Source organism: Streptomyces sp. NPDC127092 (assembly GCF_042722475.1).
GTDB lineage: Bacteria > Actinomycetota > Actinomycetes > Streptomycetales > Streptomycetaceae > Streptomyces.
Genome location: NZ_JBHXFE010000352.1, coordinates 1 through 1,145, shown reverse-complemented (window position 1 = coordinate 1,145; position 1,145 = coordinate 1). Strand labels below are relative to the sequence as shown.

At 74.9% G+C, this 1,145-nt stretch carries 2 protein-coding genes; both read left to right on the top strand.

Going from position 1 to position 1,145, the window contains the following annotated elements:
- Window positions 1–809, top strand: an 809-nt coding sequence (locus ACFWJO_RS40360) for an HpcH/HpaI aldolase/citrate lyase family protein (RefSeq protein WP_386873343.1), incomplete at its 5' end; no start/stop codon positions are given.
- The gene (locus tag ACFWJO_RS40355) at window positions 806–1,066 is read left to right on the top strand and encodes a DUF485 domain-containing protein (RefSeq protein WP_386873342.1); all 261 of its coding nucleotides are present in this window, start codon (window positions 806–808) and stop codon (window positions 1,064–1,066) included. The genes ACFWJO_RS40360 and ACFWJO_RS40355, both read left to right, overlap by 4 nt.
- The last annotated feature ends 79 nt before the right edge of the window (window positions 1,067–1,145 follow it).

Below are 1,145 nucleotides of genomic sequence, written 5' to 3'. Positions count from 1 at the left end.
CCCTCTGCGAGACCGCGGCCGGGATCCTCGCCGCCGCCGACCTGGCCGCCCACCCGCACGTGGGTGCGCTGATGTGGGGCGCCGAGGACCTCGTGGCGTCGATGGGCGGCAGCTCCTCCCGCACCCCCGAGGGCGCCTACCGCTCCGTGGTCCAGCACGCCCGCGCGACGGTGCTGCTGGCGGCGGCCGCCCACGGCGCGGCCGCATGGGACGCCGTCCACCTGGACCTCGGCGACGAGGCCGGGCTGGCCGCCGAGGCCGAGGACGCCGTCGCCCTGGGCTGCACCGCGACCGTGTGCCTGCACCCGCGCCAGGTGCCCGTCGTGCGCTCCGCCTACACGCCCGCCCCGGAGGCCGTCGAGCGCGCCCGGCGCGTCCTCGCCGCGGCCGAGGGCCGACACGGGGCCTTCGAGCTGGACGGGGCGATGGTCGACGAGGTGGTCCTCGCCCAGGCCCGCGCGGTCCTGCGCCGCGGGGAGACGCGCCTGACCGGCTCCTCGGCGGCTCCGCGCCCCGGCGGCCCCGTGCCGTCGGGGCGCGTCCGCGTCCGCACGGCTGCGCCCCGGGGCTGTCACACGGGCGCACGGCCCCGGGGCGCGCTTGACGGCGCACCCCTCCGCCCGCCAGAGTGTGGTTGTCATCACAGTGATCTGTCTCACACTGATCCGTCCTACGCACCCCCGGAGGGCCCATGTCATCCAGCGAGCCCACGGCGCCGGTCCCCACGGCCGCGCAGTTCCGCGCCGCGCAGCAGTCCGAGGAGTTCATCGAGCTCCGGCGCACCCACCGATCCTTCGCCTTCCCCATGACCGTGGCGTTCTTCGTCTGGTACCTGGTGTTCGTGATCGTCGGCGCGTTCTTCCCAGAGTTCATGGCGATCCGCCTCGGCGGCAACATCACCCTCGGCCTGATCCTCGGCCTGCTCCAGTTCGTCACCACGTTCCTGATCACCTTCGCCTACGTCCGTTTCTCCAACCGGACCCTGGACCCCCGCGCCACCGCGCTGCGTGAGCGCCTCGAGCGCGAGGCCGCCGGCGCCCACGAGAACCCGGAGGCCACGCGATGAGCGCGCTCACCCCCCTGCTCCAGGCCGCCCCGCAGACGGTCGGCAACCCCGCCGTGAACATCGGCATCTTCGTCGCCTT

Excerpts from the sequence above, each read along its gene's own strand:
- ACFWJO_RS40355 (WP_386873342.1), top strand. The coding sequence starts at position 806 with ATGACCGTGGCGTTCTTCGTCTGGTACCTGGTGTTCGTGATCGTCGGC.